This is a genomic window from Lentzea sp. NPDC036949 (assembly GCF_055608075.1).
The window spans coordinates 1-25,907 of sequence record NZ_JBVJRA010000014.1 but is presented as its reverse complement, the minus strand read 5'-3'; the positions used below and the strand labels follow the sequence as shown (position 1 = coordinate 25,907).

The 25,907-nt window shown below is 72.4% G+C and carries 20 protein-coding genes and 1 pseudogene; 7 read left to right on the top strand and 14 right to left on the bottom strand.

Annotation, left to right across the window (positions count from 1 at the left end):
• From ACZ7CD_RS32035 to ACZ7CD_RS32010, 6 genes and pseudogenes are all read right to left on the bottom strand, one after another.
• A pseudogene (locus ACZ7CD_RS32035) lies at positions 1-717 on the bottom strand (ABC transporter ATP-binding protein); the annotation flags it as partial.
• On the bottom strand, positions 714-2,591 hold the full coding sequence (locus ACZ7CD_RS32030) for a dipeptide/oligopeptide/nickel ABC transporter permease/ATP-binding protein (RefSeq protein ID WP_470380352.1): 1,878 nt from the start codon (positions 2,589-2,591) through the stop codon (positions 714-716). The gene ACZ7CD_RS32030 and the pseudogene ACZ7CD_RS32035, both read right to left, overlap by 4 nt.
• Positions 2,591-3,571 (bottom strand): ABC transporter permease, encoded by a 981-nt coding sequence (locus ACZ7CD_RS32025; RefSeq protein WP_458431996.1) that lies wholly within the window; start codon positions 3,569-3,571, stop codon positions 2,591-2,593. The genes ACZ7CD_RS32030 and ACZ7CD_RS32025 overlap by 1 nt, the downstream gene beginning before the upstream one ends.
• Positions 3,568-5,112 carry an ABC transporter substrate-binding protein gene (locus tag ACZ7CD_RS32020; protein WP_360388744.1) on the bottom strand — a complete coding sequence of 515 codons (1,545 nt, stop codon included), beginning with the start codon at positions 5,110-5,112 and terminating at the stop codon, positions 3,568-3,570. The genes ACZ7CD_RS32025 and ACZ7CD_RS32020 overlap by 4 nt, the downstream gene beginning before the upstream one ends.
• The gene (locus ACZ7CD_RS32015; protein ID WP_360388742.1) at positions 5,109-6,035 is read right to left on the bottom strand and encodes a serine hydrolase; all 927 of its coding nucleotides are present in this window, start codon (positions 6,033-6,035) and stop codon (positions 5,109-5,111) included. Before ACZ7CD_RS32015 ends, ACZ7CD_RS32020 begins: the two co-directional genes overlap by 4 nt.
• Entirely contained in the window at positions 6,032-7,423 is a 1,392-nt protein-coding gene (locus tag ACZ7CD_RS32010) for a serine hydrolase domain-containing protein (protein WP_360388739.1), read from the bottom strand. The genes ACZ7CD_RS32015 and ACZ7CD_RS32010 overlap by 4 nt, the downstream gene beginning before the upstream one ends.
• 235 nt (positions 7,424-7,658) lie before the next feature.
• On the opposite strand from ACZ7CD_RS32010, the gene ACZ7CD_RS32005 reads away from it, so the two are divergent.
• Positions 7,659-8,390, top strand: a complete 732-nt coding sequence (locus tag ACZ7CD_RS32005) for an ABC transporter ATP-binding protein (RefSeq protein ID WP_360388736.1) — start codon at positions 7,659-7,661, stop codon at positions 8,388-8,390.
• A 3-nt stretch (positions 8,391-8,393) separates the two neighbouring features.
• Positions 8,394-10,889: an FtsX-like permease family protein gene (locus tag ACZ7CD_RS32000; protein ID WP_470380351.1), complete on the top strand. Its 2,496-nt coding sequence runs from the start codon at positions 8,394-8,396 to the stop codon at positions 10,887-10,889.
• Between the two features lie 296 nt (positions 10,890-11,185).
• Here ACZ7CD_RS32000 and ACZ7CD_RS31995 read toward each other — a convergent pair whose 3' ends face one another.
• Genes ACZ7CD_RS31995 through ACZ7CD_RS31970 form a run of 6 tightly spaced genes read right to left on the bottom strand, consistent with a single transcriptional unit; the run spans position 11,186 to position 19,254 of the window.
• Entirely contained in the window at positions 11,186-12,475 is a 1,290-nt protein-coding gene (locus tag ACZ7CD_RS31995) for a cation:proton antiporter (protein ID WP_458432001.1), read from the bottom strand.
• A gap of 16 nt (positions 12,476-12,491) precedes the next feature.
• Entirely contained in the window at positions 12,492-13,787 is a 1,296-nt protein-coding gene (locus tag ACZ7CD_RS31990) for a cytochrome P450 (protein ID WP_470380350.1), read from the bottom strand.
• Entirely contained in the window at positions 13,781-14,776 is a 996-nt protein-coding gene (locus ACZ7CD_RS31985; protein WP_470380349.1) for an alpha-hydroxy acid oxidase, read from the bottom strand. The genes ACZ7CD_RS31990 and ACZ7CD_RS31985 overlap by 7 nt, the downstream gene beginning before the upstream one ends.
• The gene (locus ACZ7CD_RS31980) at positions 14,773-16,317 is read right to left on the bottom strand and encodes an NAD(P)-binding domain-containing protein (protein WP_360388721.1); all 1,545 of its coding nucleotides are present in this window, start codon (positions 16,315-16,317) and stop codon (positions 14,773-14,775) included. The genes ACZ7CD_RS31985 and ACZ7CD_RS31980 overlap by 4 nt, the downstream gene beginning before the upstream one ends.
• A gap of 11 nt (positions 16,318-16,328) precedes the next feature.
• Entirely contained in the window at positions 16,329-17,723 is a 1,395-nt protein-coding gene (locus ACZ7CD_RS31975; protein WP_470380348.1) for a class I adenylate-forming enzyme family protein, read from the bottom strand.
• On the bottom strand, positions 17,710-19,254 hold the full coding sequence (locus tag ACZ7CD_RS31970) for an NAD(P)-binding domain-containing protein (RefSeq protein WP_470380347.1): 1,545 nt from the start codon (positions 19,252-19,254) through the stop codon (positions 17,710-17,712). The genes ACZ7CD_RS31975 and ACZ7CD_RS31970 overlap by 14 nt, the downstream gene beginning before the upstream one ends.
• Before the next feature lie 63 nt (positions 19,255-19,317).
• Here ACZ7CD_RS31970 and ACZ7CD_RS31965 point away from each other — a divergent pair, with 63 nt between their 5' ends.
• A complete protein-coding gene (locus ACZ7CD_RS31965; RefSeq protein WP_470380346.1) occupies positions 19,318-20,868 on the top strand; it encodes an aromatic amino acid ammonia-lyase in 1,551 nt (516 codons plus the stop codon).
• Here ACZ7CD_RS31965 and ACZ7CD_RS31960 read toward each other — a convergent pair.
• On the bottom strand, positions 20,795-22,048 hold the full coding sequence (locus ACZ7CD_RS31960) for a sensor histidine kinase (RefSeq protein WP_360388709.1): 1,254 nt from the start codon (positions 22,046-22,048) through the stop codon (positions 20,795-20,797). The two genes, ACZ7CD_RS31965 and ACZ7CD_RS31960, sit on opposite strands and share 74 nt — an antisense overlap.
• Positions 22,045-22,734 carry a response regulator transcription factor gene (locus tag ACZ7CD_RS31955; protein ID WP_470380345.1) on the bottom strand — a complete coding sequence of 230 codons (690 nt, stop codon included), beginning with the start codon at positions 22,732-22,734 and terminating at the stop codon, positions 22,045-22,047. Before ACZ7CD_RS31955 ends, ACZ7CD_RS31960 begins: the two co-directional genes overlap by 4 nt.
• 398 nt (positions 22,735-23,132) lie before the next feature.
• Here ACZ7CD_RS31955 and ACZ7CD_RS31950 point away from each other — a divergent pair, with 398 nt between their 5' ends.
• The 4 genes from ACZ7CD_RS31950 to ACZ7CD_RS31935 all read left to right on the top strand — a co-directional run.
• Positions 23,133-24,296 carry an LLM class flavin-dependent oxidoreductase gene (locus tag ACZ7CD_RS31950; protein ID WP_470380344.1) on the top strand — a complete coding sequence of 388 codons (1,164 nt, stop codon included), beginning with the start codon at positions 23,133-23,135 and terminating at the stop codon, positions 24,294-24,296.
• A gap of 186 nt (positions 24,297-24,482) precedes the next feature.
• Entirely contained in the window at positions 24,483-24,683 is a 201-nt protein-coding gene (locus ACZ7CD_RS31945) for a hypothetical protein (protein ID WP_458432007.1), read from the top strand.
• Between the two features lie 25 nt (positions 24,684-24,708).
• Positions 24,709-25,524: an aminoglycoside phosphotransferase family protein gene (locus ACZ7CD_RS31940; RefSeq protein WP_470380343.1), complete on the top strand. Its 816-nt coding sequence runs from the start codon at positions 24,709-24,711 to the stop codon at positions 25,522-25,524.
• 105 nt (positions 25,525-25,629) lie between these two features.
• On the top strand, positions 25,630-25,907 hold a 278-nt coding region (locus tag ACZ7CD_RS31935), incomplete at its 3' end, for a transposase (RefSeq protein WP_470380342.1).

The following is a 25,907-nucleotide window of genomic DNA, read 5'->3' as shown; positions in this document are numbered from 1 at the left end:
CGCCTCCAGCAGTTCACGGGTGTAGTCGTGCCGGGGCCGCGCGAGGACCTGGTCCGCCTCGCCCTCCTCGACGATCCGGCCGCCGCGCATCACCGCGATCCGGTCGCTCACGTACCGCACGACGGCCAGGTCGTGGGAGATGAACAGCATCGACAGGCCGAGCCGCCGTTGCAGGTCGCGCACCAGGTTGAGCACCGCGCCCTGGACGGACACGTCGAGCGCGGAGGTGATCTCGTCGGCGATCACCACCTCCGGCCGCCCGGCGAGCGCCCTGGCGAGCGCGACCCGTTGCCGTTGCCCGCCGGAGAGCCGGGCGGGCAGCGCGGTCGCGCGGTCGGGGTCGAGGTGCACGAGCTCCAGCAACCGGGCGACCTCGGCGCGGCGGTCGGTGCCCCTCGGCATCGCCTCCGCGATCGACTCGCCGATGCTCATCCGCGGGTCGAGACTGGAGTACGGGTCCTGGAACACCATCTGCAACCCGCGGTCACGCCGGCGGAGCCTGCGGACGTCCACGCCGCCGAGCGAGATCGTGCCGGAGGTGGCGTCGACGAGGCCGACGGCGGTGCTCGCCAGGGTGGACTTGCCGGAGCCGGACTCGCCGACGAGACCGACGACCTTCCCGGACGGCACGGTCAGGCTGACGTCGTCCACGGCCAGGTGCCCGGTCCTGCGGTGTCCGTAGTGGACGGACACGGACTCGAAGCGCAGCTCGCTCACGTGGTTCCCCCTCGGCTCCCGGCAGACTCGGCCAGTGCCGACCGCTGCTGCTCCTCCACCCGCCAGCACGACACCCGGTGTCCCGCCTCGACCGCGGTCAGCACCGGCTCCTCCGCGCGGCAGCGGTCGTCCGCCAGCGGGCAGCGCGGAGCGAACGGGCAGCCCGCCACCACCTCGGCCGGCTCCGGCGGCCGTCCGGGGATGACCGCGAGCGGCTGGTCGCGGTCGGTCTCCAGCGTCGGCACCGCCGCCAGCAACGCCGTCGTGTACGGGTGCCGTGCCGCGGTGAACAGCTCCGCCGTGGGCAGCTCCTCGACGATCCGCCCCGCGTACATCACGAGCACCCGGTCGCAGGTCCGCTGCACGACGCTGATGTCGTGGCTGATCAGCAGGACCGCCGTCGAGCGCTCGTCGCGGATGCGGCCGAGCAGCCGCAGCACCTCGCGCTGCACCGTGACGTCCAGCGCGGTCGTCGGTTCGTCGGCGATCACCAGCCGGGGATCGCCCATCAGGCCCATCGCGATCATGGCGCGTTGCCGCATGCCGCCGGAGAACTCGTGCGGGTACTGCTTGGCGCGTTGCCCCGGCACCCGCACCGACTCCAGCCGGTCCGCCGCCCGCTGCCACGCGTCCTTGCGCGACATCCCCTGGTGCTGCTGGGAAACCTCGGCGAGCTGGCTGCCGATGCGCCGGGTCGGGTTGAACGACGTCATCGGGTCCTGGAACACCATGGCGAGCGACGTGCCCAGCTCGCGGTCCGGCGTGTCCGCCACCGGTTTCCCCAGGAACTCCAGGCGGTCCGCGGTCACCACACCGGGGTGCTCGACCAGCCGGGAGACCGCGAGCGCGGTCAGGCTCTTGCCCGACCCCGACTCGCCGACCACCCCGACCACCTCGGCCTCGCGCACGGCGAACGACACCCCGCGCACCGGCGTGACCCAGCCGTCCGGGCCGGGGAACGACACCCGCAGGTTCCGCACGGTCAGCACGCCCTCGTCCGCCACGTCGTCCACAGTGGACGGAGCAGGCGCAGGCCGGCCGCGCCGCACCGGCGGTGGCCGGTGGCCCAGCACGGCCGCGGCCGCCTCGCCGAACAGGTTGAACGCCAGCCCGGCGACGACCACGGCGACCGCCGGTCCCAGCGCGGGCGCGGGGGAGACGTAGATCCGGTTCAGCCCCTCGCCGAGCAGCCGGCCCCAGTCGTAGGACGGTGCCTGCACGCCGATGCCCAGGAACGACAGTCCCGCGAACGCGGTCAGCGCCGACCCCGCCGCCAGCGTCGCGTTGATCACCAGCGGTTCTGCGACGTTCGGCAGGACGTGCCGCACCAGGACGCGGAACCGGCCGACGCCGCTCACCCGTGCCGCCGCGATGTAGGACCGGCCGCTCACCGACGCCGTCAGCGTCTGGGTGAGGCGGGCGAACGACGGCGCGAGGGCGAACGCGATGGCGAGCACCGCACCCGTCGTCCCGGTGCCGAAGACGACCGCGAAGAACAGCGCCAGCAGCAGACCGGGGAACGCCACCGCGATGTTGACCGCCGCCGTCACCACGCGCCCGGCCCAGCGCGGCAGCACCGCGGGCAGCGCGCCGAGCACCACACCCGTGCCCACGCCGACCACGGTCGCCAGCAGCGCCAGGCCGATGGTCAGCCGGGTCGCCACCAGCACCCGGTGGAGGATGTCGCGCCCCAGCGCGTCCGTGCCGAGCAAATGCGCCGCGGACGAACCCTGCTGCAGCGCGTCCGTGTCGATCGCGCCGGCCTGCTCACCCCACAGCAGCGGGGCGAACAGGGCCAGTCCCGCGAGCAGGAGCAGCAGGACGGCGGACGCGGCACCGACCGGTGTGCGGGCGACTGCGAGCCAACGGCGCATCACGCCTCCCGGATCGTCGAACGGGGGTCGAGCAGGGCGAGGACCACGTCCACGGCCAGGTTCACCAGCAGCACACCGGTGCCGTAGACGAGGACGATGCCCTGCACCGCCGGGTAGTCCTTCTGCTGGATCGACCCGACGATCGTGGAACCCAGACCCGGCCAGGCGAACACGTTCTCCACCAGCACGGTCCCCGCCACCAGCGCGGCGAGCATCATCGCGCCGAGCGTGAGCGTCGCGGTCAGCGCGTTGGGCAGCGCGTGCCGCAGGTAGACCAGCCGCGCGGGCAGCCGCTTCGCCCTGGCCGTGCGCACGAAGTCGTTGCCCAGCACGGACAGCAGCTCCACCCGCACCATCCGCGCGAGCACCGCCGCCGGGCCCAGCGCGAGCGCCAGCACCGGCAGCACCCACGAGCCGGCGGCGTCGTTGCCCGCCACCGGGAACCAGCCGAGCGTGACGGCGAACAGGCTGACCAGCGCGACCGCGAGCAGGAACTCGGGGATGGCCGCGACCACCACGCTCACCGAGGTGAACCCGAGCTCGCCGCCGCGCCGGCGACCGCCCTTCGTGAGCACCGCCATGCCGACGCCCACCGGAACCGCCACCACGACCACGACCAGGAACGCCAGCACCGCGAGCTGCACGGTGGCGGGCAGCCGGTCGCCGATCAGGTCCGCGACCGGCGTGCCGCTGACCAGCGACACGCCGAAGTCGCCGCGGACCAGGTCACCCAGGTAGTTCCAGTACTGCACGAGCAGCGGGTCGTCCAGCCCCAGCGCCTCCCGCCGCGCGGCGACCACGTCGGGCTGCGCGGTCAGGCCGAGCGCCTCCCGCACCGGGTCACCGGGGATCAGGTGGATCATCAGGAACGCGGCCGTCACCAGCGCCCACAGCGAGGTCGCGAACCGCACCGCCCGCCGCCGCGCGAACGGCAGCCACGAGGCGCCGCTCGAAGCCGTCGAGGTCGTGGCGGTGGTCACGAGGCGAGCATCCGGATCGAGGCCGGGTCGAGGCCGTCGCTCATGGTGAACCTGGCGCCCTTGACGAACGTCGGCACCACGGCGTCGAAGTACGGCAGGAGGTCGGCGTTCTTCACCAGCGCGGACTCGGCCCTGTTCCAGTTCTCGCAGCCGGCGCTGCCCGCCTTCGTCGCGGCGAGCTTCGTCTGCTCGGCGTACTCGGGGTTGGTGATGGCACCGAAGTTCACGCCCTGCGGCGGCACCGGGCCGGCCGCGAACGGCACCAGCTGGCTGGGCAGCCCGAGCGTGATCGGCGCCATCGAGACGTCCCACGCGCCGGTGCTGAACAACGCCTGGTTGAGCCCGGCGGAGTCGACCGGCTGGATGGTCACCCGTACCCCGATCTCCTGCCAGGCCTTCTGGATGAGCTCGGCGGTCGCGGTCAGCGTCGGCCCGAGGATGGTCGGCTGCATCAGCCGGATCGTCAGCGGCTTGGTGTCCTTCGTCCACCCGGCGGCCTTCAGCGCGTTCTCGGCGGCGGCCTTGTCGAACTTCGGCAGGTGCGCGCTCACGTTGTCACCGGTGCACGGCCGGGGTTCGACGGTCACGAAGCTCTGCGACGGCTTGCCCTTGCCGCTCGTGAGCACCTTGCCGACCTGCCCCAGGTCGAGCGCCTGCAGCAACGCCCTGCGCACGGCCGGGTCGCTGCCGGGCAGCCCCTGCGCGTGGTTGAACGCGAACATGCCCAGCGGGGTCGCGTAGTCGACGTGGTCGACCTTCTGCGCCAGCAGGCGTTCCTGGTCGGGACCGGCGACCGTGGCCGCGGTGAGCTGACCGGACAGCAGCAGGTTGACCGCCGTCGTCTCGTTCGGGATGACCCGCAGGACCACCTTGTCCGGCAGGCCCTGCTGCTCCTGCTGCCAGTCGCCGGGACCCCACGCGTAGTCCTTGCGGCGGGTCAGCGTGTAGTGGTCGTTCGGCACGACCTCGGAGATCGTGAACATCCCGGTGCCCTGCTCGCCCTTCGCGAGCAGCGACCGGTCGGCCATGCCCTTCGCGCAGACGATCGGCAGCGTGCCGACGTTGGTCAGCAGGAACGCGTCCGGCGCGCCGCTGGTGACGGTGACCGTGCGGGTGGCCTCGTCGGCGGTGGCCGTGGTGCCGGGGGCGACCTGGAGGCCGGCCAGCGGTGACTTGTTCTGCGGGTCGCCGACGAAGTTGATGTTCGCGGCGACGTCGGCAGCGGTGAGCGGGGCGCCGTCGGCGCACGTGACACCGGAGCGCAGCGTGAAGGTCGCCTTGCTGACGTCGGCGTCCCACTTCTCCGCGAGCCCGGACACGACCTCACCCGAGCGCGTGGGTTCGACGAGGCGGCCGTAGAGGAACCGGCCGACCTGGCGCGCGACGGACAGCACCGTGAGCGCCGGGTCGAGCGTGCCCGGATCGGCGCCGACGGACAGGGTGAACGTCCCGCCCTGCGCCAGCGCGCCGGACGAGGTGCCGCCGGAGCCGCAGCCGGCCACCAGGGTGATTCCCGCTAGCAGAGCGATCGTGCGCTTCATGAGGTGCTCCGGAGGTGGTCGACGGCGAGGCGTCCGGCGCGGCCGATGACCGCGTCGACGGCGGGCTGGCGCAGGACCGCGGAGTCCGCGCGGGTGAACACGGCGACCGCGTAGTCGCGGCCGTCGGGGTACGTGACGACACCGGCCTCGTTGCGGACACCGGGCAGCGTGCCGGTCTTGGCCGCGACCCGGACGTCGGAGGGGAAGCCGGAGCTGAGCCGGTGCGGCCACACCTGCCTGGCCATGATCGACCGAACCCGTTCGCACGCCTGCGCGACGGCGGCGCGGTCGGTCCAGATGGCGTCCAGCAGCGCGGTGACCTCCCGCGGCGTCGAGGAGGTGGTCCGCTGCGGGTCCACTATGGACAGGTTCCGCACGACCTCCCACGTCGGCGCCTCCAGCACCTCCTCCGCCTGCTCCACGCCCATGGCGAGGTCCGCGGTCATCGAGGCGAACAGGTCCTCGCAGCAGCCGATGATCCGCGTGCGGTGCAGGCCGAGGCGGTCGAGCACCCCGTCGACCGCGGCCTGTCCGATCCGGTGGAACAGCACGTCGGTGGCGGCGTTGTCGCTCATGGTCATCATGAACAGCGCCAGGTCCCGCCAGCTCATCTCGACGTCGTCGGCACACCCCGCGGTGCCGATGCCGCCGATCCGGTAGCGGGACGTGACCCGCGTGCGCTCGGTCTCGTCGAGGCGCCCGGCGGCCACCTCCGCGGCGTAGGCGACCGCCACCGGGATCTTGAACACCGACGCGAGCACGACCTGGTCGTCCGCGCCGACGCACACCTCGGGCCCGCCGGTCACGCCGACCTCGCGGGCGTGGACGAACCCCTCGGCACCGGCCTCGGCGAACGCGGCCCGGATGCGGTCGGAGATCGCGCTGCCGGTCACCGCGCCGTCCGCCACCGCGCTGTCCGTCACGGGGCCACCCGGCGGTCCGCGCGGCCGGTGTGCAGGTACAGGGCCCGGCCCTGGCCGTCGTCACCGACGAACGCGTGCGGCAGGTAGATGCCGAGCGTCGGCTCCGCGGCCACGAGCGTGTCGCCCTCCCACGGGAACAGCTCGGTGCGGCCGGCGCGTTCCGGGCTGAGCTCGGCCATGATCCCCTTGGGCACGAGCTCCATCCAGATCCGGCCGTCGTCGTCCTGCGTCACGACCCGTTCGCCGACCGAGGACGTGTAGGTGCCGACGAACCGCGCGCCGTCGGGGCGTTCAGCGGCCTGCGCCGGTTCTGGCATGGCGGGCAGGTCGACGCCGGCGAGCTCGCGCAGGACGTGCCCGACGACCTCGCGGTACAGCTCCAGCGTGTTGCCGCCGTTGGTCAGCAGGCTGACGGCGACGCCCTGCTCGGGGACCAGGCGCAGGAAGGCGTTCTGCCCGATGGTGCCGCCGTCGTGGCCGACGACCGTCGCACCGGGCAGGTGGAACAGCTCCCAGCCCAGACCCCAGGTGTCGCCCATGACCGCGAGCTTCGGCACCTCGACCTGCACCTGCTGCATGGCGGCGACGCTCTCCGGCGACAGCACCCTCGTGCCGTCCTGCGCGAGGCCGCCGTCGAGGTGCATCCGCGCGAACGCGAGCAGGTCGCGGGCGCTCATCGCGAGCATCGACCCGGCGGGGGCGTTCGAGCGCACGAGCGCCCAGACCGGTGCGAGCTGCGGACCCTGCCCGGGGTCGTGCGTGAGGTGCCCGGCCGCGGCGCGGAACAGGATCGCCTCGTAGGCGTCGGTGGCCGCGTGGGTCAGGCCGAGCGGTGCGAACAGGTGCTCGTGCAGGCAGCGGTCGTAGTGCTTGCCGCGCACCACCTCCACGACCCGGCCGAGCACGGTGTAGCCGGCGTTGTTGTAGCTGAACATCCCGCCGGGTGCGAAGAGCTGGGGCGTGTCGTGCAACGTCGCGATGTACTTCTCCACGGAGTCGTCGCCGCGGCCGGTGTCGGTGAACAGATCGCCCTCGAAGCCCGCCGTGTGGTTCAGCAGCTGCCGCACGGTGATCCGCTGCGCGGCGTCCTCGTCGGCGATGCGGAACTCGGGCAGGTAGGTGCGCAGCGGGGCGTCGAGGTCGACCAGGCCCTCGTCGACCAGCTGCATCACGAGCGTCGTCGTCCAGACCTTGGTGATCGACCCGATCTGGAACAGCGAGTCGGTGGTGGTCTCCACACCGGTCTTCTTGTTGAGCACCCCGGCCGCGGCCTCGACCAGCTCGTCGCCGGCGAGCACGGCGGCGGTGGCTCCCGGCACGCCGTGCCGTGCGACCAGCTCGGGCAGGTTCTGCTGCAACCAGTCGTTGATCTCGTTCAGCCTCGACATGCACGTGCCCCGTTCACCTCGACGTGACTCCGGTCGCGGGCAACGCTAGGTTCGGCGGCCCCGCGGACACCTCGTGCGGGCCGACGAATCTGACACCCCGGGTTCGTCCGCTCCGACGAACGCCCTGGCGTGGTGGAGCAGGCTCCACCTCCGGCCGGGCAGTCTGCGTGATCGTTCCGAAGGGGTCGCCGAACCTACGTTTCTCCTGCAAGCAGGACCTACCGAGGAGAACGTGATGAGGGCAGACGCGCTGTCGCTGCAGGCGGTGCGCAAGGTGTACGGCACCGGGGGTGGTGCGGTCACCGCGCTGCACGAGGTGACGGTCGGCATCGGCCGGGGCACCTTCACCGCCGTGATGGGGCCGTCGGGATCGGGCAAGAGCACGTTCCTGCACTGCGCGTCCGGCATGGACAAGCCGACCTCGGGACGGGTGCTGCTCGGCGACACCGACCTGGGCGCGCTGAAGGAGGCCGCGCTCACGAAGGTGCGCCGCGACCGGATCGGGTTCGTCTTCCAGGCCTACAACCTGCTGCCGTCGCTGACCGTCGAGCAGAACATCACCCTGCCGCTGCGGCTGGCCGGCCGGTCCACGGACCGCAGGTGGCTGCACGAGGTCGTCGAGCGGGTCGGGCTGGGCGACCGGCTGGGGCACCACCCCGCGGAGCTGTCCGGCGGGCAGCAGCAGCGGGTCGCGATAGCGCGGGCGCTGATCGCCCGGCCCGAGGTCGTGCTGGCCGACGAGCCGACCGGTGCGCTGGACTCGCGCACCGCGCACCAGGTGCTGACCCTGCTGAGGTCCATTGTGGACTCGATGGGGCAGACGGTGCTGATGGTCACGCACGACCCGGTGGCCGCCTCGGCCGCGCACAGCGTGCTGTTCCTGGCCGACGGACGGCTGGCCGGCGAGCTCGTCGCGCCGACGCCGGAGAAGGTCGCCGAGCGCATGACGCACCTCGGGGAGTGGTGAGCCGTGCTGATCCTGGCCTGGCAGACCGTCAAGGCCCGCACCGGCGGGTTCATCGGCGCCTTCGTGGCGATCCTGTGCGGCACGGCGCTCGTCGCGGCGTGCGGCGTGCTCATGGAGTCCGGGTTGCGCGGTGGCGTGCCGACCCAGCGGTACGCGGCGGCGGACGTCGTCGTCAGCGGTGACCGGATCGTGCGACCGGAGGGCGGGGACGTCCTCGCGTTCGAGCACGTCAGCGAACAGCCGCCGGTCGCGGCGGGGCTGGTCGACAAGGTCCGCGCGGTGCCGGGTGTGCGCGCCGCCGTCGCCGAGCAGACCTTCCCGGCCACGGTGGTCACCGCGGACGGGCAGGTGCTCGCGGACAAGCCGTCGTTCGGCCACAACTGGGGTTCGGCGGTGCTCTCGCCGTTCACGTTGAAGTCCGGGCGGGCCCCGGCGGCGGGCGACGAGGTGGTGCTCGACACCGGGCTCGCCGCACGGGTCGGGGACGAGGTGCGGATCGCGACCCGGTCCGTGCCGGTGACCTACCGGGTCGTCGGGGTCGCGGAGGGCGCCGGGTCGCGGCAGGCGTCGGTGTTCTTCACCGACGCCGAGGCCGACGAGCTCGCCGCCCATCCCGGCAAGGTCAGCGCCATCGGCGTGCTCGGCAGCGGCGGGGACGCCACCGGGCTCGCCGACCGGATCGAGGACGCCCTCGCCGCTGACCACGTCTCCGTGGCCTCCGGTGCCGACCGCAGCGCAGCCGAGTTCGACGACGTCAGCCAGACCAAGTCGATCCTCGCCATCATCGCCGGTTCCTTCGGCGGCTACGCCGTCCTCGTCGCGATCTTCGTCGTCGCCAGCACGCTCGCGCTGGCCGTCGAGCAGCGCCGCCGCGAGTTCGCCCTGCTGCGCGCCGTCGGTGCGACCCCGCGCCAGGTCCGCAAGCTCATCGGCGTCGAGACGCTGGTGGTCGCGGCGGTCGCCGGTGTGCTGGGCAGCGTGCTCGGCATCGCGGTCAGCCAGGGGCTGCGCAGCGCGTTCGCGCAGATCGGTGTGGTGCCGGCGGACTTCGAGCTGACGATCAGCCCGATCCCGCTCGCCGCCGCACTCCTGATCGGACTGGGCGCGGCCCGCGTCGCCGCCTGGAGCGCGGCGCGACGGCCGTCCTCGATCAACCCGGTCGAGGCACTCGGCGAGGCCTCCCTGCAGAAGCGCGACCTCGGCCGGGTGCGGCTGGTCGTCGGCTGGGTCACCCTGGCCGTCGGCGTCGGCGCCACCGCGGTGCCGCTGTTCGTCCGCGGCCAGCTCGGCGCCGCGATGTCGGTGATGGCCGCCCTGGTGATCATCATCGGCCTGGCACTGGTCGGGCCGCGCGTCGTGGGCCGGCTGGTGCGGCTCGTCGCACCGGGGCTCGGCCGGCTCTCCCGGGTCAGCGGGCACCTGGCAGCCGCCAACGCGCTCAAGAACTCCCGCCGCATGGCCGCCGCCGTCACGCCGCTGATGCTCGCGATCGGGTTCGCCGTCGTGAACTTCTACAGCCAGACGACGTTCACCGCCGCGGTGCAGCAGGAGACGACCAGCTCCATCACCGCCGACCACGTCGTCACCGGCGTCGCCGGGGTGCCCGCGGAGCTCGCCGGTGCCGTCCGGGACCTGCCCGGCGTGACCGGGGTGACGCCGCTCGTGCGCACCGAGGTCATCACCGCGCGCAGGACCGGTGACAGCACGGAGGTCAACCGCGGTCCCGCCCACGGCATCGACTCCGACGCCGCCGTCGACCTCGGTGTCACGAGCGGGACCATCGGGGACCTCACCACCGGCACGGTCGCGCTGAGCGACTCCTACGCGTACTGGAACGACAAGAAGATCGGTGACACCGCCGAGTTCTGGTACGCCGACGGCCAGCCCGCGCGGCTCAAGGTCGTGGCGACGTTCAAGCACGACCTCGCGTTCGGCGACCACGTCATGTCCGCCGCCGACGCTCGCGCGCACACCAACGCGGGCATGGACAGCGCTCTGCTGGTGCGCACCGACGACGCCGCACAGCTGACCGACCTGGTCGGCCGCTACCCCGGCCTCGCGCTCACCGGTGCGCTCGACGGACCGGACCGCAGCGACCAGCGGGCGCAGTTCCTGCTCAACCTGGTCGCCGTCGGCGTGATCCTCGGCTACGTCGCCATCTCGGTGTCCAACACCCTGGTGATGTCGACCGCCCAGCGCCGCCGCGAGTTCGCGTTGCTGCGCCTGGTCGGCACCGGTCGCCGGCAGGTCGTGCGGATGATGCGGGCGGAGGCGCTGCTCACCGTCGGGATCGCCGTGGTGCTCGGCACGCTGGTGGCGGCGTTGCCGCTGGCGTTGCTCGCGCTCGGCGCCACCGGCACACCGCTGCCGGCCGGGCCGGGGTGGGTGTTCCCGGCCGTGCTCGCCGGTGCGGTGCTGCTGGGCACCGCGTCCATCGCGGTCGCGACCCGGTTGTCGTTGCGCGCCAAGCCGATCGACACCATCGGCATGCGCGAGTGATGATCAGTGGCCTCGGCCGGGTGCGCATCCTCTTCTCGTGCCGCCCGGCCCACGGCCACCTCCACCCGCTGGTGCCGCTCGCCAGGGCGGCACCAGCACCGTGCTCGGCGCGCTCGCGGCGGGCCTGCCCCAGCTGGTGCTGCCGCAGGGCGCCGACCAGTTCGTCAACGGCGACGCGCTGTCCGCGGCCGTGATCACCGAACGGGCGCGCCACCTCCTCGACGACCCCGCCACGCGGGAGGTCGCCGGGGAGGTGGCGCGGAAGAGCGCGGCGATGCCCGATCCGGCGGCGGTGGTCAGGCAGCCGGCCGCGCCGGCGTCCTGGGGGCGGGCTCCACCTCCGGTTGCAGGTCCATGCCCGCGGGCAGCGAGGCGCGGTAGATCGGCATCGCGGCGGCGGTCGTCAGGATGGCGACCGCCACCAGGATCGCGAACATCTCCGGCGTCACCAGGTTGTAGGCCAGGCCGATGTTGATGAAGATCAGGATCATCAGCCCGCGCGCGTTCATCAGGCCGCCCACCGCGGAGGCGTAGCGCCACGAGTAGCCCTGCGCCCGCACGACCAGCCCGCAGCCGAGGTACTTGCCGACAAAAGCGGCCAGCATGACCACGGCGAGCTGCCACCACAGCGCCCCACCCGACCCGAACCCGGACACCTGGGTGTTGAGACCGCTGAACGCGAAGAACACCGGCAGCAGCAGGATCGAGTTCAGGTCGGTCAGCTTCGTCTCCAGCTCCCGGCGCAACACCGGCGACTTGGGCATCGCGAGCCCGGTGATGAACCCGCCGAACACCGAGAACACCCCGATGAAGTCGGTGAACCAGCCGGCCACCAGCACGACCAGCAGGATGACCGCCATGGCGTCGCGGCTGAGCTCGCCGGTGCGCTCGGTCTGCTCGCCCAGCTTCGCGAGCCACCTGCGGCCGATCGTGAGCATGACGACCGCGAACACCGCCGCGCCGATGATCGTGCGCAGCGCACCGCCGGGGCTGCCCGACGCGCCGACCGCGATGATCAGCGCGAGGAACGCCCACGCCACCGCGTCGTCGATCGCCGCGGCCACCAGGGTCAGGCCGCCGATCGGGGTGTTCGCGATGCCGCGCTCCTGCAGGATGCGCGCCAGCATCGGGAACGCGGTGATCGACAGCGCGCCGCCGACGAACAGCATGAACACCCACAGGCTCGACCCCTGCGGGCTGAGGGAGTCGAAGAACAGCATCGCCGCGCCCGCGCCGAGCAGGAACGTCGGCACGATGCCGGACACCGCGAGCACCGACGCCCTGCGCGCGTTGGCACCCGTGGTCAGGCCGTGGTCCAAAGAGGACCCGACCAGGAACATGTAGAACGTCAGCCCGATCGTGCTCAGCACGTACAGCGTGCTCTTCACGTCGGCCGGGAACAGCTGGGCCTGCAGACCGGGGGCGACGGCACCGAGCAGCGCCGGTCCGAGCAGCACGCCCGCGACCATCTCGCCGACGACCCTGGGTTGCTTGACCAGCATGGCCAGCCGCCCGCACACCGTGGTCGCGACCAGCACGACGGCGAGCGCTGCGAAGACCTGCAACGCGAAGTGGATCTGGTTCACCGGGGATCTCCTGGGGTCAGTGGCGGACCGGGCAACCCTGCGGGTCGTTCGTCTCGAAGTAGCGCCCCGCCAGCCGCAGCCGGCGGGAGTGCACCACCATCACGGTGCCGAGCACGAGCTGGACGACGCTGCGCCAGACGTCACCCCAGCGGTCGCGCACGCGCATCAGGGCGAGCCGCCGCCGTGGCACCGGGCCGGTGCGGACGAGCAGGCACGGGCCGCGGCTGGGCAACGAGCGGGTGTGCGCCACCGGCGAATGCGGGGTGACCTGCCGCAGGACCTCCCTGGCGGCCGCGCGCATCGCGATGGGGGAGAGCCGCCACGCCGGGCACGGCCGGTTGGCGGCGACGCCGAACGGGATGTGGTGCTCGCGGCGGGCGTTGGTGCGCTCCCAGCGGGACGGGTCGAACGCGTGCGGGTCGTCGTAGCCGGTGGCGTGGTAGGCGGGGTAGTCGAAGCACAGCACCGAACCGGCGGGGAACGACGTGTGCTCGTCGAGCACGACGTCGGCGGTCGTGATGCGGTGGGCGATGCCGAACAGCGGGTAGAGCCGGAACGTCTCGTCCAGCACGTGGCCGAAGTACCGGTCGTCGTCCGCCCGCCGGGCCGCCTCGGGGTGCTGGGCCAGTGCGAGCAGGAGGTGCGCCATCGCCTCGGACATCTGCACGACCGCGGTGTTGAAGTAGGTGCCCTGCAGGTAGTGCACCTGCTCGGTCTCCGACAACGTCTCCGGCAGCGGGTGGCGGACGTCCGCGAGCCGCACCCGCAGGTACCGGCTCAGCCGCTCCCGGCGGGCGGGGTGGCGCAGCCCCGTGCACTTCAACGCGCTCACGACGTCGTCGGCGTGCTCGACGACCAGGTCACGCGCGTACCGAGGGCAGGGTTCGCCGAACACCAGCTCGTAGAAGTACTCGGCCCACACCGGCATCATCAGGTCGCGCAACCGCACGTGCGTGACCGGTCCGGTCAGCACCTCGCCGAGGACCTTCGCCGTGCAGCGGGTGGCGAGGTCCGCGAGATCGGCGCTCGGCCCGGCGAGGAACGTCCGCGTCACGCGGGCCACGTCGTCGTAGCGCGGCCCGTCCTCCAGGTGTTCCTGGTGCACCTCGGGACCGGGGGAGAGCCAGTACCAGAACAGGTCCGACAACCCGGCGCCCCTGCTGCGGCCGTTCACGGCGGGGTGGCCGTAGAGCTCCTGGAACCGGTCGGGGCCCACCACGTCGTTCGGGAACGTGATGGCGTTGTCGCCGTTGACCTTCTCGAACACCTTGGCGCGCAACGCGACCACCCGCCCCGGCAACCACCTCAGCACCGGGTCACCACCATGTCGCCGCTCAGCTCGCCCCCGCACAGCGCCAGCACGTGCAGGTACTCGTCGCGCAGCACGTCGAGCACCCGCCGCACCCCTGCTTCGCCGTCGGCGGCGAGCCCCCACAGCACCGGCCGGCCGATGCCGACCGCGGACGCTCCGAGCGCCAGCGCCACCGCGATGTCCCCGCCGCCGCGCACACCACCGTCGAGCACCACGGGCACCCGCCCGGCGACCGCCTCGACCACCGCGGGCAACGCGTCCAGCGCCGCCGGCACGACGTCGAGCTGACGGCCGCCGTGGTTGGACACGAAGATCCCCGCCACCCCGTGCTCCACCGCGAGCACCGCGTCCGCCGGGTGCAGAACCCCCTTCAACCACACCGGGAGCGAGGTCCGCGCACGCAGCCGGTCGACGTCCTCCCACGTGAACGCCGCCATCTCGATGTCGCGCAGACCGGTGGCACCGGCGAGGTCGCGCATGTTCTCCGCCGCCAGCCCCGGTGGCAGGTCGTGGAACCCGTGCGCGATGTCCCTGCGGTGCCGGCCGAACACCGGCGAGTCGACGGTGACGACCAGCGCGGCGCAGCCGGCCCGTTCCGCCCGTTCCACCAGCGCCTCGGTCACACCGGGGGTGGGCTGGAGGTAGAGCTGGAACCACACCGGCCCGCTCGCCGCCGCCACGACCTCGGCGATCGGCACCGTCGAGGCCATGCTGGACACCAGCACCGCCTCCCCGGAGGCACGCGCCGTCGCCAGCTCGCCGTCGGGGTGGGCGAGCCGGTGGAACGCCGTCGGCGCTACCACCACCGGGAAACCGGTGCGCACCGCGCCGCCCCGCAGCACCCTGGGCAGCAGGGCGCGCCGGGCGAACGCGGCCTCGTTCTCCGCGAGCACGACCTCGTCCCCGACCCCGCCCGCGAAGAAGTCGTAGTGGACGGGGTCGAGCACCGCGCGTGCCTTGTCGTGCAGCTCCGCGAGCACCGGGTTCACCGCAGGTACTCCCGCAGCGGCGCCCTGTGCACCGTCTCGCTGTCCCACTCGTTCTCGAGGTTCTCGGTGAGGTGGTGCTCGTCGACCAGTTCGCCAGCGCGGAACCGGCGCACGACCGGGTGCAGGTAGCGGCCGTCGAGCCCGCTGGTGTCGTCCTGCGAGGTGCGGCCTGCGGAGATGTCGAACGGGTTGACCTTGTCGTGGTCGGCGCCGTACTCCAGCGTCACCACCAGGTACGACTCCACGTCGCCGAACTCGCCGCGGGCCACCGCCTCGTGCAGGTGCGCGACCGGCACCTCCTCGACGTAGCGCACCGTGCCGTCGGCGCCGAACAGCACGACGTCGGACATGAACGCGAACAGCTGCCACAGCGCCGAGGTCCGGTTGACCCGCTCGATGATCGCGTCGGTCACGCCGTCGGCCGCGATCTCCCGGCTGGGCCAGTCCACGCCGTGGTAGCGGTGCTCGATGATGCGGTGCAACGCGCGCACGCCGTAGCGGAAGCCGTGGATGAACCCGCTTGTGGACTTCTTGAAGTCCCTGGCCTGCGTGATCGTGCCGGCGAAGAACAGGTCGGGCACGTTCACCGACTCCCACGCCGCGGTCTGGTCGGGGAAGCGGTCCTTGATCGTGAGCTGCGGGCGGCACTCCGGCGCGAAGATCGAGGCGTCGAACCTGAACCCGGTCGCGAGGATCACCCGGTCGTACCGGATCTCCTTCACCACCTCGTTCACCCGCTGGAAGCTGACCTTCACCCAGTAGTCGTCGCCGTCGCGCCGGATGCCCGCGATGTGCCCGTCCAGCACCGCGTTCTGCGACTTGAGCTGGTAGGTGTCGAGGAAGTTGTTGTTCACCGCCCGCAGGTGGCCGACGAAGTGCGTCTGCCAGGCGAGCTTCAGCGAACCGGGGCCGGCGACGTGGATGACGGCGGCGGTCTCGACCAGGTTGTCCGCGGTCTCGAACGCCGAGTTGCCGCGCCCGATGATCAGGACCTTCTTGCCGGTGAAGTCGGCCGGGTCCACGGACACGTCGTAGTAGGGCTCTGCGTGCTCGACGCCCTCGATGTCGGGGACGTACTGCTTCGAGACGCCGGTGGCGACGATGAGCCGCTTCGCCCGGTACGTGCCGCCGTGCTGGTCGTGCACCACGAAGTCGTCCGGCCGGGTCACCGAGACGACCGTGGTGTCGTAGCGGATCGGCAGGTCGTTCTTCACGGCGAAGTCGCCGAGGTAGCGGACCATGTCGTCGGCACCGGGGAAGTAGCGCGGGGTGTAGGCGGTGAACAGCAGGTCCGGGTCGTCGGTGAGCAGCGAGTTCCAGTCGGTGCGCAGGTTCAGCTCTGGGTCGTCCCAGCCGGTGTGCACCTTGTTGATGGAGATCAGCATCCGGTGGCGCGGGAAGCGGGTGAAGAACGTCCCGGCCGCCGCACCGGACTCGAGCACCAGGTGGTCGCGTCCCGCCTGCTTGAGCAGGGCGGACGCCTGCAGCCCGGCAGGACCGGCGCCGATGACGAGACAGTCGGTGGAAACCTCGCTGGACAAGGGTTTCTCCTTCACGCGGTGCCGACCGGTTCGACCAACCGGCGCTTGTCGGGTTTGCCGCTCGGGGCGACGGGGGGTTCGGCGATGGCGGTGACCCGCACCGGAGCGCAGGCGGCGCCCAGCCGTTCGGTCACCAGGTGCCGCAGCTCGGCGAGGGCGGGCACGCGGTCGGCGCGGGGGACGACGAACGCGTGCACGGCCTCGCCGGTGTCCTCGTCCGGCACGGCGACCACGTAGGCCTCGGCGACGTCCGGGTGTTCGGCGAGCACCTGTTCGATGGGGCCGATGTGGTGCAGGTTGGCGTTGACGATCACGACGTCGCGAGCCCGCCCGGTGAGGTGCAGGAAGCCATCGGCGTCGAGGTGGCCGAGGTCGCGGGTGCGGACCCAGCCGTCGACGAACACCTCGGCCGACTCGGCCGGGTTCGCCCAGTAGGAGCCGGCCTGGCCGGGTGTCCGCACGAACAGCTCGCCGTCGCGGACCTCGACGTCGACCGGTGGCCGGCCGACCGTGCCTGGCGGGTCAGCGGGCGTGGCCATCGAGATCATGCCGGTCTCGGTCTGGCCATAGCCGTGGAACAGCACCGGTCCCAGGACCTCCAGTGCCTCGCGGTGGCGTTCGGCCGTCAGCGGTGACCCGGAGACGAGCAGCGCGCGCAACGTCGACAGGTCAGCGGGCCGCTCGCGCTGGCCGCGCACCAGCTTCGCCAGTCCGGGCACGGTGATCACCCGCGCGGTGGCGCGGTGGCGGGTGATCGACTCGACCGGCGCCGGGGTGTCGGCGACGACGACCGTGCCGCCCGCGGTGAGCGTGAGGACCGCGTACTCGAACATGACCTGGCTCGACAGCGACCCGAACACGAGGTAGCGGTCGAGGCGGCCGGCCAGGTCGCGGATCGCGGGCGGCCACGCCTCGGGCCGTGCGGTCCACGCGCGGGTCATCGCGGCGTAGGTCTGGGCACAGGCCTTGGGCGCACCCGTGCTGCCGCTGGTGTGGATGAGCCGGGCGACGTCGTCCGGGCGGCCGGCGCAGGTGAGCTCGGCGCTCCCGTGCCGCCGCAACGCGTCCACGTCGGCGTCTTCGAGGACGAGCGCGATGTCGAGGCCGAGCAGGTGCCGGACCTGGGCGTCGGTCAGGCCCGGCCGCACGCCCACGACCCGCGCGCCCACCGCGTGCCCGGCGAGGATCGTGGCGAACGCCTCCGGGGTGACGCCGAGCAGCAGCGCCAGCCCGTCACCGGGACCGATGCCGCGGGAGCGCAGTCCGTGCGCGATCCGCGCGGTGAGGTCCAGCAGCTCGTCGCCGGTCACCACGCGGGTGCCGTGCTCGAAGACCGGCCGGTCCGCGGCGACGGCGAGCACGTCGAGCACCGCCCGCGGGAACGGCCTGGCCTCACGCGCCGGCAAGGCATTCCTTCACGAACACGGCCAGCGGCTGCTGGTGCACGCCCGGCAGGTCCCAGTGGTTCTCCAGGTTCTCCGCCAGGTGGTGGGTCGCGGCCAGCTCGCCGTTGCGGTGGTAGCGGACCACCGGGTGCAGGTAGCTCGCGTCGGCGGCGTGCGCGGCGTCGTTCTCGGCGACGCGGGGGACGTCGATGTCGAACGGGTCGACGGTGTCGTGGTGCGGGCCGTACTCCAGCGTCGCGACGAACCGGTGCTCGGCCGCGTCGAGACCGCCGTCGTGGACGTAGGCGACCGGCACCTCCTCCTCGTACCGCGCCGTGCCACCGTCGACCGTGACGACGTCGCCGATCACCGCGAACTGCTGCCACAGGCACGACGAGCGGTTCAGCCGGGCGATGAGCGCGTCGCTGATCGACTCCGGTGACGCGTCGACCTCCCGCCCCGGCCACGGCGTGCCGTGGTTGCGGGCGGAGAGGATGCGGTGCAGCGCGCGGGCGCCGTAGCGGAAGCCGTGGATGAACCCGCTGGTCGACTTCTTGAAGTCGCGCGACTGCGTGATGGTGCCGGCGAAGTACAGGCCGGGCACGGTGGTCGACTCGAACGCCGAGGTGAGCTCCGGGAACCGGTCGTCGACCACCAGCCGCGGCCGTGCGCTGCCGGCGAAGATCGAGCTGTCGAACCGGAACCCGGTGCAGGCGATGATCCGGTCGTAGTCCAGCTCACGCAGCTGCTCCTGCGTGCGCGCGTACCGGAACCGGATCCGGAAACCGCCTTCCGGCCTGCGGTCGACCTGCTCGATCGTGCCGTCGAGGACGGCGTTCTCCGACTTGAGCTGGTAGGTGTCGAGGAAGTTGTTGTTCACCGCCCGCAGGTGCCCGACGTAGTGCGTCTGCCAGGCCAGCTTCACCGAGTGCGGCCCGGCGACGTGGATGACGGCGGCGTGCTCGACGAGCGCGTCGGCGGTCTCGAACCCGGAGTTGCCCTTGCCGATCACCAGCACCCGCTGGCCGGTGAACCCCTCCGGGTCGGTGTCGAAGGTGTCGTAGCGCTCGACGTGCTCGATGCCGGGGATGTCCGGCACGTGCAGCTGCGACACACCGGTGGCCACGACCAGGTGCGCGGCCTGCCACGTCCGTCCGCTGTGGTCGGTGACGACGAACGCGTTGCCCTGCTTGGCGATCCGGGCGACCTCGACGTCATAGTGCACACGCAGGCCGGTGGCGACGTCTTCGAGGTAGCGGACCATGTCGTCGGCCGCGGGGAAGTACCGGGGGCTGTACCGGGTGAACAGCAGGTCCGGATCGTCGAGCAGCAGCGAGTTCCAGTCCATCCGCATCCGCTGCTCCGGGTCCGCGTACCCCGAGTGGACCTTGTTGATGGAGATGAGCTTGCGGTGCCGCGGGTAGCGGGTGAAGAACGCGCCCGCCCTGTTGCCGCGTTCGAGGACGGCGTAGTCGCGACCGTCGCGCTCCAGCAGTGCCGCGAGCTGCAACCCGGCCGGTCCGGCCCCGATGATCAGGTAGTCGTGCGCCATGGCCGAGGAAGCTACCCACGCGATCTCAGAACTCTCTGAGATCGACTCCCTACCTTCGACGCCGTGACCACGACCGCTTCCCGCACCACCGTGGACCTCGCCTCGCCGCTGACCGGCGAGCACCTCCTCCGCGCGGCCGCACCCGTGGAGGTGCTCGTCGGGCCGACCGTCGCGCAGCGCCTGCACCGCGGCCGCGACCACCTGCGCGGGGTCCTGGCCGACGACGAACGCCCCGTCTACGGCGCCAAGACCGGTTTCGGTGCTCTCGTGGGCTTCGCCGGTCGTGCGTCCGAGGCGGACCAGTGCGACAACACCCTGGCGCACCTCGGTGCGGGCCAGGGTCCCGACCTCCCGCCGGACGTCGTGCGCGCGGCCCTGCTGGTGCGGACCTGGTCGCTGGCGCAGGGCCTGTCCGGTGTCTCGGCGCACGTGGTGGACGGGCTCGCCGCGATGTTCGGCACGTCCTTCGTGCCCGCCGTGCCGCGCTACGGGTCGGTCGGTGCCAGCGGGGACCTGATCCCGTTGGCGTACGCGGCGCAGGCGTTGCGCGGCAGGGGGTTCGCCTACCTGGACGGCGTGCGGGTGCCCGCGGCCGAGGCGCTGGCCGAGGCCGGGCTGACGCCGTTGTCGTTGGACGGACGCGATGCGCTGGCGTTGGTGAACGGCACCTCAGTCACCACTGCCGCGCTCTCGCTCGCGTTGTCGTCCGTGCGCGCGTCGCACATCGCCGTGCAGGACCTGACCTGTCTGCTCGCGGACGTCCTCGGTGCCGACCCCGGTTTCGTGAACCCGCGGCTGATCGACGCCTACGGACACGACGGCGCTCGGGTTGTTGCCACGCGCATGCGTGCTCTGCTGGACGGCATCCGGCCCAGCGGCGACCGCCCGTTGCAGGAGCCGTACAGCCTGCGCTGCTCACCGCAGCTGCTGGGCGCGTGCGAGGACGCCCTGCGGTACGTGGACGGCGTGGTCCGCTCGGACCTGGCCGGGGTGAGCGACAACCCGCTGTTCTTCCCGGACGACGACCTCGTGGCGCACGGCGGCAACTTCTTCGGCCAGCCGGCCGCGTTCGCCGGTGACGTGCTCGCCATGGTGACGACGTCGCTGGGCAACCTCGCGGAACGCCAGCTCGACCTGCTCGTCGACCCCGTGCGCAACACCGGCCTGCCCCCGATGCTCGCGGCGGGACCCGGTCAGCAGCACGGGTTGCAGGGCGTGCAGCTGGCGACCACCGCGTTCGTCGCGGAGATGCGGCGCGGCACCGTGCCCGCGTCCACTCAGAGCCTGCCGACGAACTTGCACAACCAAGACGTGGTGCCGTTCGGGACGCAGGCCGCGCTGCGCGCTTACGACCTCGCGGAGCTGCTGCGGTTGCTGTGCGGGTCGCTGGCGCTGGGGTTGCGGCAGGCGGTGCACGTGGGCGGGCGGCGGCCGACGGCGCCCGGCTGCGCCGACCTGCTGGACGCGCTGGCCGGGGCGGTCGAGCCGGTCGACCCGGACCGCCCGCTGGACGAGGACGTGCGGGTGGCTGCCGACCTCGTCACGGGCACGCGGTCGCGACCCGCGGCGGGACCGAGCGCGGAGATGCACCCGCCATCGGGAGGAACAGTGTGAACCGCGCACCCCGTCCCGGGTTCCCGGCGGCCTCGACCGCGCCGCCGTGGCTCGTGACGATCTCCCGCACCAGCGCGAGCCCCACGCCGAAACGCTGCTCGCCCGCGCCGTGCCGGAACCGCTCGAAGATCCGGTCCGCGTCGGCGGGGGCGAACCCCTCGCCGGTGTCGGCGACCTCCACCACGGCGTACCCGGCACCCGACCCGACCCGCACGTCGATCCGCCCGCCCTCCGGCGTGTGCCGCACCGCGTTGGCCAGCAGCTCGTCCACGGCCCGCCGCAACGCCGTCTCCACACCGGTCACGACCACCGGCTCGGCGGGGCGGTCGACCGCGAGCCTGATCCGCCGTTCCGCGGCGCGGTCGCCCTCGCCGGTCACCGCCGCGTCCGCCACGGCGGCGAGGTCCACCGGCCGTCCGTCGAGCTCACGGCGCAGCCGCGCCGACAGCAGCAGGTCGTCGACCACGTCGCCGAGACCGCGGATCGACTCGGCCAGCTTGCCGAGGCTGTCGCGGTGGTCGTCGGGCAGGTCGTGCGCCGCGGCCAGCCGGACGAGCACCTGCGCCCGCGTGTACGCCCGCGCGATCGGCGTGCGCAGCTCGTGGCTCGCGTCGGTGACGAACCGCCGTTGCCGCGCCAGCGCCTCGGCCAGCGGCGCGACCGTCCGGCGGCTCACGCCCAGGCCGACCAGCGCCGCGGCGACGAGACCGGCCAGCTGCGCGATCCCCAGCGCCTGCAACAGGTGCCGCCGGTCGGCGAGCTGGTACCGGGTGTCGAACACCGCCTGCACCGCCGCGCCGTCGCGGCCGGACCGGGTGAGCACGAGGTACTCGGTGCCGTTGGCGGCGACCGCGCGTTCGACCGGTGCGCCGGACGCCCGCACCGCCGCCAGGTCGTCGTGCAGCGGGAAGCCGTGCGGCACGTCGAGCACGCCGAGGTCGAGCTCACCGCCGCGCAGCGTGAACACCCAGGCGCACCGCGGCGCGGTGCCGGGCACGCCGAACTCGGCGTTGTACCGCAGTTCCCTGGCCACCAGCGACTTCTGGCCCTGCTCCATGACGACGTACGCGATGCCGCCGACGAACGCGATCATCAGCGAGATCGCCACGCCCACCAGCAGGCTGATCCGCAACCGCGCCCGCCGCAGCTCCGCGCGCTCCGCCTCGGCCCACGCCCTCACAGGGCCCCCAACCGGTAGCCGACGCCCTGGACCGTTCGGACGACCGAGCGCCCGACCTTGCTGCGCAGGTAGTGCACGTAGGTGTCCACAATGGAGGGTGAGGGGGCATCATGGAACACCGTGCGGCGCAACGCCGCCCGCGTGTGCACCGTCTCCGGGTGGCTCGCGAGCGCCCGCAGCAGCGCGAACTCCCTGGTGGTCAGCGGCACCCGTTCCCCGTCGGGCAGCACCACCTCGTGCTGCTGCAGGTCGAGCTGACCGGACCCGATCCGCAGCACGGCGGCCAGCTCCACCGCCCGCCGGCACAGCGCCCGCAGCCGCGCGCTCAGCTCGCCCAGGTCGAACGGCTTCACCAGGTAGTCGTCCGCACCGGCGTCGAGGCCGTCGATCCGGTCGTCCACCCCGCCCATCGCGGTCAGCACCAGCGCCGGCGTGCGCACGGACCGGGACCGCATCCGCACCACCAGGTCCAGCCCGTCGATCACGGGCAGCCCGCGGTCGACGACCACCACGTCGTAGGCCTGGGTGAGCGCGAGGTGCAGCCCCCGATGCCCGTCCCGCGCGACGTCCACGGAGTACCCTTCACCGCGCAGCACGGCGGCGAGCAGCTCGGCCAGCTCCCGGTCGTCCTCGACGAGCAGCAGCCGGAACGGATGTGCCTGCCAGGACCTGGAGTTCCCCCGCATTTCGCCAGAATCGCACGCAGCGGGGGAGACGGACAGATCACCGACCCGGTGCCGAGCTGTCGATCTCCGCGACCGATCGCGGCGGCGCGGGCATTCGACCACGTGAGCGCCCGTGCCCGCTTCTGCGAACTGTGTTCACCGGCATATTCACGGTGAACGGCGGCAGCGGCGTGACCTGCGCTCGTGGGTGGACGGTCAACGGTGATGCCGGTTTTCCCGGTCCTTTCGTCTCGATTCGTGTTGACGTCCAATGGTTTTCGAAAACGCGAACCAGAACGTGAACCCACCGGTGGGCTGACCGGCACCCGTCCGTTCGCGCGAATGTGCATCGGGACGGTAACGACCTGGCCGCCGGGGGAGACATCAGCCGTGGTGTCCGCGCGACGTGAGGTGTGCCGATGAAGATCGACCTGTTCAACGAGATCCAGAACCCCGGTGCCGCTCCCGAGCAGTTCCGCTTCCGCCAGGCCCTCGACCAGGCCCGTCTCGCCGACGAGCTCGGCTACGGCTGCTGGTGGCAGGTGGAGCACCACGGCGCCGGCGAGTTCAGCCTCTCGTCGGCTCCCGAGCTGATGCTCGCCGCGCTGTCCCAGCAGACCTCCCGCATGCGCCTCGGCCACGCCGCCGTCCTCGCGCCGGGCCGGTTCAACCACCCGATCCGCGTCGCCGAACGCGCCGCCACCCTCGACCACCTCAGCGGTGGCCGTGTCGAGCTCGGCCTGACCCGGTCGACGATCCCCGAGTGGAACCTGTTCGGCATCGAGCCCGCCGACGCCCGCGCGCAGACCGCGGAGGCGTTCGAGATGATCCCGAAGATGTGGACCACCGACCGCTTCTCGCACACCGGTGAGCACTACGACATCTCCGACGTCTCGATCGTCCCCAAGCCCCTGCAGCGCCCGCACCCGCCGTTGTGGCAGGCCGCCGCGTCCCCGACGTCGTTCGAGGAGGCCGGCCGCCGCGGTGTGGGCGTGCTCGGCACCACCATCTGGGAGTCACTCGACCGGGTGGCCCGCATGATCGACCTCTACCGCGCCGCCGCCGCGCAGTGCACCGCACCCGTCGGCGAGTTCGTCAACAACCAGGTCGCCTACTTCACCTTCGTGCACTGCGCCGAAACCGACGAGCAGGCCATGCGCAACGGCGCCGCCGCGGCCGCCGCCTGGTACACCGTCACCGCGCTGCGCTTCTTCAACGCCGCCGCCGAGTTCGCCGCCACCATGCAACGCCACCAGGACATCCTCGCCACCGGCGGCACCGGCCTCACCGGCGAGTTCCTGCGCGCCGAGGCCGACGCCGCCCCCACCGACGCGCAGCTCGTGATCGGCCGGATCCTCCAGGGCGAGGACGTGCCCGACGACGAGCTGTTCGAGGTGCTCTCCGCACAGCAGTCGCTCATCGTGGGCAGCCCGGACACGTGCCGCAAGAAGCTGCGCGCGTACGCCGACCTCGGGATCGACCGGTTGATGTGCCTGCAGCAGATCGGGCCGATCGGTGCGGACGAGGTGATGACCAGCATCCGGTTGGTGGGGGAGCTGATCCCGGAGTTCGACCGGGGCTGACCGCCGCCCCGCCCTCACGCGTGCCGCCCCGGCTGTCGCCCAAGGCATCTGCAAGCACCACCAACACATGATCAAATCGCCGCTGACTACCACCAACCTGTTCGCCACTCGCCGAACCAGTCCTGAGTCCTTCGGGCGGGTGGAGGCGCTGTTGGTAGTAGAAAAGTGCCCGTTGATGTTGAGTTGGTGGTACTTGCAGATGCCATCAGAGGCAGGGGAGACGGCTCAGGCCGTCATGGGCCTTGGAGCAGGCTCACCGCCCTGATCGCCGAGGACGAGCTGCCCTCCTACCGCGCCGTCGTCCGCGCCGCGCGGTCCGGGCAGGTGGCGGTCGAGGGCCGCGAGGAGCTGCTGGACACCTTCCTGCGCGCCTTCACCCGGCCCTGACCGGGAAGGCGGCAAGGTGATCAAGGTGGACCTGGACCGCACGACCGCCCACCTCGCCACCCGCTGGAACCTCACCCTCGGCCCCCCGTTCGACGGCGGCTCGTCGGCCACCGTCGTGCGCTGCCGCTGGTCCGACGGCACACCCGCCGTGCTCAAGGTCAGCGAGGACCGCTCGCTGATCGCCGCCCAGGCCGCCGCCCTCGCCCTGTTCGCCCCGTCGGGCAAGGTGCCCGCCGTGCTGGCGGCCGACGAGGAGGCCGGCGCCCTCGTGCTGGAGGAGGTGCTCCCCGGCACGCTCGCGGAGGACCTGCCCGCCTACGCGCTGCCCGCGCTGTGGGCGGACCTGCTGGCGGGACTGCACGCCACCGACCCGCCCGCACACCCGCTCGGCACGCTGCGGGCGCGGTGCGAGGAGGCCTTCGCCCGCATCGGGCGCCGGCTGCACGACCCCGTCGTGGCCGCGCGCATCGGGCCGATGGAGTGGGCGCGGGCGATGCAGCAGTGCGCGCGCCTGCTCGACACGACCGGCACGACCGTGGTGCTGCACGGCGACCTGCACCCCGGCAACGCCCTCGACGGCGGTCCCGCACGCGGCCTCGTGGCGGTCGATCCCAAGGCGTGCCTGGGAGATCCCTGCTTCGACGCCGTCGACCTCGTGCTCGCCGGCGCCGGCCGGGAGGGCGTCACTGCCCGGTGCGCGGCGGTCGCGGGTGCCTGCGGGCTCGACGGCGACCGGCTGTTCGCCTGGGCGCGCACGTTCGCCCCGTTCTCCGTCGTCGCCCACGTTGCGAACGGCGGTCCCGAACCGGTCGTCGACGAGCTCGTGCAGCTGCTGCACTAGGTCGTGTTTCAAAGGTGCTGACTGGCGGCGTGTCGGTGCCGGAACGTGGCGAGGTCTCCGGTAAGTGGGTTAGCGACCAAGCAAACCTGCAATACCGGAGACCTCGTGGCCAGCGTAGCGGCAGCGGGGCGGGCCGACCTGACCGACGCGCAATGGGCGGTGTTGCAGCCGCTGCTGCCTGTCGGGCGTAAACCGGGGCGCCCGCCGAAGTGGAGCAAGAGGCAGTTGATCGACGGCATCCGGTGGCGGGTGCGCGTCGGTGCCCCGTGGCGTGACATCCCGCCCGAGTACGGTCCCTGGCAGACCGTGTACGGGTTGTTCCGCCGCTGGCAACGGGCCGGAGTCTGGCAGCGGATTTTGACCGCGTTGCAGGCCCGTGCCGA